The organism is Peptoniphilus sp. (assembly GCF_022767005.1).
Taxonomy (GTDB): Bacteria; Bacillota; Clostridia; order Tissierellales; family Peptoniphilaceae; genus Peptoniphilus_A.
This window is the reverse complement of record NZ_JALEOV010000096.1, coordinates 1-5,438: the sequence shown is the minus strand read 5'-3', so window position 1 is coordinate 5,438 and position 5,438 is coordinate 1. Positions and strand designations below refer to the sequence as shown.

10 protein-coding genes are annotated in these 5,438 nt (G+C 31.2%); 6 read left to right on the top strand and 4 right to left on the bottom strand.

The genetic code is table 11. The annotated features are described in order from the left end of the window. Positions 1 to 407 precede the first annotated feature (407 nt). Both MR285_RS07310 and MR285_RS07305 read left to right on the top strand, forming a co-directional pair. Positions 408 to 1,520, top strand: a complete 1,113-nt coding sequence (locus MR285_RS07310; protein WP_293559544.1) for a sodium ion-translocating decarboxylase subunit beta — start codon at positions 408 to 410, stop codon at positions 1,518 to 1,520. A gap of 10 nt (positions 1,521 to 1,530) precedes the next feature. Then, positions 1,531 to 1,650 carry an OadG-related small transporter subunit gene (locus MR285_RS07305; RefSeq protein WP_293559542.1) on the top strand — a complete coding sequence of 40 codons (120 nt, stop codon included), beginning with the start codon at positions 1,531 to 1,533 and terminating at the stop codon, positions 1,648 to 1,650. A 54-nt stretch (positions 1,651 to 1,704) separates the two neighbouring features. On the opposite strand, the gene MR285_RS07300 is transcribed toward MR285_RS07305, so the two are convergent. Then, positions 1,705 to 2,130, bottom strand: coding sequence for a hypothetical protein (locus MR285_RS07300; protein ID WP_293559540.1), 426 nt, complete (start codon positions 2,128 to 2,130; stop codon positions 1,705 to 1,707). A gap of 149 nt (positions 2,131 to 2,279) precedes the next feature. Here MR285_RS07300 and tpx point away from each other — a divergent pair, with 149 nt between their 5' ends. From tpx to MR285_RS07280, 4 genes are read left to right on the top strand one after another with little or no spacing between them, the layout of a single operon-like run. Further along, positions 2,280 to 2,780, top strand: a complete 501-nt coding sequence (gene tpx / locus MR285_RS07295; protein ID WP_293559538.1) for a thiol peroxidase — start codon at positions 2,280 to 2,282, stop codon at positions 2,778 to 2,780. After that, positions 2,780 to 3,259 carry a 23S rRNA (pseudouridine(1915)-N(3))-methyltransferase RlmH gene (rlmH, locus tag MR285_RS07290; protein ID WP_293559546.1) on the top strand — a complete coding sequence of 160 codons (480 nt, stop codon included), beginning with the start codon at positions 2,780 to 2,782 and terminating at the stop codon, positions 3,257 to 3,259. Before tpx ends, rlmH begins: the two co-directional genes overlap by 1 nt. 7 nt (positions 3,260 to 3,266) lie before the next feature. Beyond that, positions 3,267 to 3,788 (top strand): hypothetical protein, encoded by a 522-nt coding sequence (locus tag MR285_RS07285; RefSeq protein ID WP_293559536.1) that lies wholly within the window; start codon positions 3,267 to 3,269, stop codon positions 3,786 to 3,788. Between the two features lie 30 nt (positions 3,789 to 3,818). After that, positions 3,819 to 4,196: a hypothetical protein gene (locus MR285_RS07280; protein ID WP_293559534.1), complete on the top strand. Its 378-nt coding sequence runs from the start codon at positions 3,819 to 3,821 to the stop codon at positions 4,194 to 4,196. A gap of 39 nt (positions 4,197 to 4,235) precedes the next feature. On the opposite strand, the gene MR285_RS07275 is transcribed toward MR285_RS07280, so the two are convergent. From MR285_RS07275 to MR285_RS07265, 3 genes are all read right to left on the bottom strand, one after another. Next, positions 4,236 to 4,991: a ZIP family metal transporter gene (locus tag MR285_RS07275; protein ID WP_293559532.1), complete on the bottom strand. Its 756-nt coding sequence runs from the start codon at positions 4,989 to 4,991 to the stop codon at positions 4,236 to 4,238. Positions 4,992 to 5,077: 86 nt separating this feature from the next. Beyond that, positions 5,078 to 5,293 (bottom strand): hypothetical protein, encoded by a 216-nt coding sequence (locus MR285_RS07270; protein ID WP_293559530.1) that lies wholly within the window; start codon positions 5,291 to 5,293, stop codon positions 5,078 to 5,080. An 8-nt stretch (positions 5,294 to 5,301) separates the two neighbouring features. Then, a complete protein-coding gene (locus MR285_RS07265) occupies positions 5,302 to 5,427 on the bottom strand; it encodes a M48 family metallopeptidase (protein ID WP_293559545.1) in 126 nt (41 codons plus the stop codon). Positions 5,428 to 5,438: the final 11 nt, after the last annotated feature.

The window sequence follows — 5,438 nt, the reverse complement described above, 5'->3', positions numbered from 1 at the left end:
GGAAAACAGAAAAATGAAATTATAAAATTTATATATTTTTTCAAAACAATCTCCTAAGTCTTTAATTTTATTTAATATCTTTGAATATTATTATTTATACTGTTACTATATCTGTATTGACTTTAACACAATATGTTTAAGTAATTGAATCTTAATGCTAATAAGTAAGAAAAACCATAGTAAAGATGCCAAAACAGCAAGACATTAAAGCATGATATCTACTGCTATACAAATAACCTTTTTTACTAAATAAGGTCTTATTTGCCTAAAATTTACCACATAAAGTATTTTTTATCAAGAAAATATTTGTAGCCTTACAATTGTTTTTCTCTATAATTTCTACATTTATTGAATATTTTTAGTATTTATGTTATATTACTTGTCATCTAAAAAGTTTAGGAGGCACAATGGAAACACTTTTATCTGGAATTTTAAATCTCGAAGTTAAACACCTAATTATGTTTGTCATTGGTGGAATTTTAATTTATCTTGCCATTGAAAAAGAATATGAACCTTCACTTCTTCTTCCCATTGGTTTTGGAGCAATTATTGCTAATATTCCACTATCATCTGCAGTTGGAGAGGGTGGTTTCTTGACAATTTTATACAATGCTGGAATTGCAACGGAACTCTTCCCAGTATTAATTTTTATAGCAGTAGGTGCTATGATTGATTTCAAACCACTTATTTCATCGCCCTTTATGTTATTTTTTGGAGCAGCGGCACAATTTGGAATTTTTGCAACAATGCTCTTTGCAATTTCAACAGGCAAATTCACTCTTCCCGAGGCAGCGTCAATTGGAATAATAGGAGCAGCTGATGGCCCTACATCAATATATGTCGCAAAGGTCTTTGCTCCAAATTATCTTGGACCAATTTCTGTTGCTGCATACTCTTATATGTCTCTCGTTCCAATAATTCAGCCACCAGTTATAAAACTTTTAACTACTGAAAAAGAGAGAAAAATTAGAATGAAGTACACTACGGTTCACGTTCCAAAAAAAGTTGAAATTTTATTTCCAATTGTAATTACAGTTATAGCTGGAATTATTGCGCCAATGTCTGTTGCACTTATTGGTGCGCTTATGTTTGGAAATTTAATAAGGGTGTGTGGAGTCCTTGAAAGACTTTCAATCTCAGCACAAAATGAACTTTCAAATCTAGTTACAATTTTACTTGGAATTACAATTGGCGGCACAATGTCTGCTGATGCCTTTTTAAATCTTCACACATTGATGATACTTGCAATGGGACTTGTTGCCTTTATTTTCGACACAGCAGGCGGTGTTTTGTTTGCAAAATTCTTAAATTTATTTTTAAAGAATAAAGTAAATCCAATGATTGGAGCAGCAGGAATTTCTGCCTTCCCAATGAGTGGTAGAGTGGTACAAATGATGGCTGCAAAGGAAGACCCGACGAATTTTGTGCTAATGCAAGCAATGTCGGCAAATGTAGCAGGACAACTTGGCTCAGTAGTGGCAGGTTCAATGATCTTGGCTCTTGTGCCAATGTTTATGTAGAGGTGAATGTATGAATATATTTATGCAGGGTTTAGAAGTAGCAGTGTGGGGACTTGCAGGAGTTTTTGCAGTATTGATTCTCTTTTATATCTCCACGAAAATAATGCTTAAAATTTTTAAAGAAAAATAATTTTTAAAATTTCATAGGAAATATCAAAAACTGTTGAAAATCACAACAGTTTTTTTATTTATCTTCATATTCGCCAATAAAAGAATACATGCGATCCCTATATTCAAACAATAAATCTGGTGCAGAGTTCTTATCTTTATAAGTCCTCGTGCCATATCCACCTATGACAGGATCTTTTAAGTCGTCAAATTTCATTATAATTTCGTAACCCGTGCCTGCCTTTTTTAACTTATAAGTTCCCTTATAATCTATTGCATTATTTCTATCAGTTAAAATAAAATTTTTCTTATCAAATTTAATTGTCATGTCATTATCTACCTTTGTGCCAGTATCTGTATTTGTCATATCTTCAATGGTCCAATTGACATTGTAAATTTTTTTGTCTGGAAGAAGTTCCCTTTTATCTTGGCAAGATGATAAAAAAGTTCCCATTAATCCTATTACGATAATAAAAATCAAAGTTTTAAAAAATTTTTTCATAAGTACCTCCCTTCTGTTTTAAAATAATAAATTTTCTCAAAATAATTTTTACCCAAATTTATTATTTTATTTCAATCTCTTGTTAGGATTAAATAGAATTGGATATAAATAAGGTGTAAATTAAAAAATAATATTTTGGAGGTATTACAATGGATATAACATTTGGCGGAAATAAAGTTAATTTAGAAGGTAAAGAAATTAAAGTAGGAGATATGGCGCCTGAATTTAAAGCTGTAAAAAGAGATTTATCTGAATTTAATTCAGCTGATTTAAAGGGCAAAATTGTAGTTTATTCAGTTGCTCCATCTATTGACACACCTGTATGCGCAATTCAAGCAACTACTTTTAACGAAGAAGCTACAAAATTATCTGACGATGTAAAAATCGTAACTGTAACAGTTGACCTTCCTTTTGCACAAGATAGATTCTGTTCAGTAAAGGGAATTGAAAATGCAGACATTGTTTCTGATTACAATTACAGAGAATTTGGCGAAAAATATGGATTCATGATTAAAGAATTTAAGCTCCTTGCTCGTGGTGTTGTAATTGTTGACAGAGATGGAAAGGTCGCATACGTTGAATATGTTCCTGAAGTAACTCACGAAGTAAACTTTGAAAGGGCTCTTGAAGAAGTTAAAAAATTAAAATGATAAATATTAATTTAATTGTACTTGGCAAAATCAAGGAAAATTATTTTAAAGATTCAATAAATGAGTACAAGAAAATGCTTAAATCCTATGCCGATTTAAGCATTTTTGAAATTATGGACGAACCTTGCCCCGAAAATTTATCTGAAAAAGACATGGAAAGAGTAAAAAATACTGAGGGCGAAAAAATCTTATCAAAGATAAAGGAAGGCGCCTATGTCATTGCCCTTGCCATAGATGGAAAAAGCATTGACTCAGTTGAATTTGCAGGCAAAATAAATAATTTAATGATAGACGGCTATTCTAACATAACTTTTATAATTGGAGGAAGTCTCGGTTTATCTGAAGAAGTTTTAAATAGAGCCGATTACAAACTTAGCTTCTCGAAGATGACTTTCCCACACAAACTTATGCGCGTAATTTTAATGGAACAAATTTATAGAGCCTTTAGAATAATAAACAATCACCCCTATCACAAATGAGGTCTATATGAAACTAAATTTATTAAATCAAGTTTTTTCCTTTCACGATTTTCATTTGACAAATCTTGAAGTTTTTGACGACAAAGTTATTTTATCCTTTGACGAGGGAATTTACTTTGAAAAAAAAGGTGAAAAACAAGTAGATTATATTATGACAAATCCCAAGTTAATACTAGAAAAAACTGATACAAGCTTTACAAAGGAAGAACTTGAAGAAGTTATAGAGAATATTATCCATGCCTTTGATTCTGATTTTGACGAAAACATTGAAATAGATGACATTGAAGGCGAAATAATGGATTCTGTGGAAATAAATCTCTTAAAAGATGGAAAATACAAAAAGATTTCAATTGAAGAATTTTTAAAACTTAATTTTGAAATAATTAATGAATCCTTTGGTTACGGCTACATGAGATTTTTTGGCATAGTAACAGACTTTGATGATAAAGAAGAATGGCAAAATGCCTCTCTTGAAATTTTTTACAATAATGAATCAAAACTTATTTATGAATCCTTAGAAAAATTATAATAATCTTAATGCAAAAATCGAGGTGATAAAATGATTTTTAATTTTGACTCTTATATGATAAATGTAAATAATTATAAAACAGAAGAGTTTATGAAAAACTTAAAAAGTGTGGATATAAATTTAGATGAAAAAATAATTTCCATGCTAGATGAAATGTCCATTGACTACAAAAAACCAAGCTACATAAAAAATTTTGGCGAAACTCTTCTCTTAAAATACCACGCAGTTGGCAACATAATTTCCTATGCCGATGTGAGAATGAATAAAGAATTAAAATTTGCCGACGGCATCCAGCCAATATATTTTATAGATGATGCAGAAATTTATTTCACCGAAGCTGTGGAGCTTAGAGAAGAATTTTTAGATGAAAACTCCTTTGAAATAAATATAAATACTAAGATAAAATAATTAACCAAGGTTTGTCTTGGTTTTTTGCGAATTTTCAATTTAAATTAGAGAATCTAAAAACATCATCAGTATAAATCCAGAAATTACACCATAAGTAGCTAACCTTTCGTAGCCATTGGAATGAGTTTCAGGAATTATCTCATCACTAATTACAAAGAGCATTGCTCCTGCTGCAAGGGCAAGAATAAATCCAAGCGTTGCGGAAAAAATTGACACAAGTCCAACGCCCATAAAGGCTCCTATTGGCTCAACTAGCCCAGTTAGTGCTGCTATTGCAAAACCTTTTTTGCGAGAATAGCCTTCGCGCACAAGTGCAAGGGCGACTGCCAGTCCTTCTGGCATATTTTGAAGAGCAATTCCAAGGGCAACCGAAAGTCCATTGGACATGTTTTCTCCTCCAAAGCCAACTCCTGTGGCAAGTCCTTCTGGAAAATTATGGATAGCAATCGCTATTACAAAGAGCCAAATTTTTGAAAGGTTCTTTACATCTTTTCCTTCATGTCTCTTGTCAATTAGATGTTCATGTGGGGCATATTTATCTATAAGATCGAGCATTAGTGCACCAGCAAATATCCCAAGTCCAGTTATTAAAACGCCTTTTCTACCATTTCCTATTTCAAGACTTGGTATTACAAGGGAAAAGCAAGTTGCTGCAAGCATTACTCCTGCTGCAGCTGCAAGTAGCACATCTAATGCTTTTTGACTGACATTTTTTGTGAAAAATATTGGGATTGCACCAATTCCAGTCATAAGTCCTGGCACTATACAGCCTAGTATAATAAAAGTTAAATTCATTTTCTCACCTTTTTTATTATAACATAGTGACATAAAAATAATTTTAATAAATTTTTACACAAAAAAAGCACGACATGCGTACTATTTTATAAACTATTTATTGCTTTTTTTATACCAGATACAAGTTCACTTAAAAAATTTGATATTTTATCAAAGAGGTCGCCAAGGTTAAAATTTCTTATGCTTTGGATGATTAGGTGTTTATCAACTTTTTGATTGCCAATAAATATTGAAATATTAAAAAGTTTCATAAGTATTATCACTATCGCAATTATTGCTAATATTTTCAATGCTTTTTTCATTTTGTCACCTATCTCTTTAATTCTCTTTCAATTTCTTCATAATTTGGCATATACTTTTTGCACTCACTAATAAATTTTTCGTCGTGATAAAAATATTTTAAATGCACAAGTTCGTGTAGCACCACTGCTTCAATTTGTTCAATTG

What these genes read in the sequence shown, in the direction of transcription:
- MR285_RS07300 (WP_293559540.1), bottom strand. Translation starts at nt 2,130, where the DNA reads ATGAAAAAATTTTTTAAAACTTTGATTTTTATTATCGTAATAGGATTA.
- MR285_RS07285 (WP_293559536.1), top strand. Translation starts at nt 3,267, where the DNA reads ATGAAACTAAATTTATTAAATCAAGTTTTTTCCTTTCACGATTTTCAT.
- MR285_RS07270 (WP_293559530.1), bottom strand. Translation starts at nt 5,293, where the DNA reads ATGAAAAAAGCATTGAAAATATTAGCAATAATTGCGATAGTGATAATA.
- MR285_RS07280 (WP_293559534.1), top strand. Translation starts at nt 3,819, where the DNA reads ATGATTTTTAATTTTGACTCTTATATGATAAATGTAAATAATTATAAA.
- MR285_RS07310 (WP_293559544.1), top strand. Translation starts at nt 408, where the DNA reads ATGGAAACACTTTTATCTGGAATTTTAAATCTCGAAGTTAAACACCTA.
- MR285_RS07275 (WP_293559532.1), bottom strand. Translation starts at nt 4,991, where the DNA reads ATGAATTTAACTTTTATTATACTAGGCTGTATAGTGCCAGGACTTATG.
- MR285_RS07305 (WP_293559542.1), top strand. Translation starts at nt 1,531, where the DNA reads ATGAATATATTTATGCAGGGTTTAGAAGTAGCAGTGTGGGGACTTGCA.
- tpx (WP_293559538.1), top strand. Translation starts at nt 2,280, where the DNA reads ATGGATATAACATTTGGCGGAAATAAAGTTAATTTAGAAGGTAAAGAA.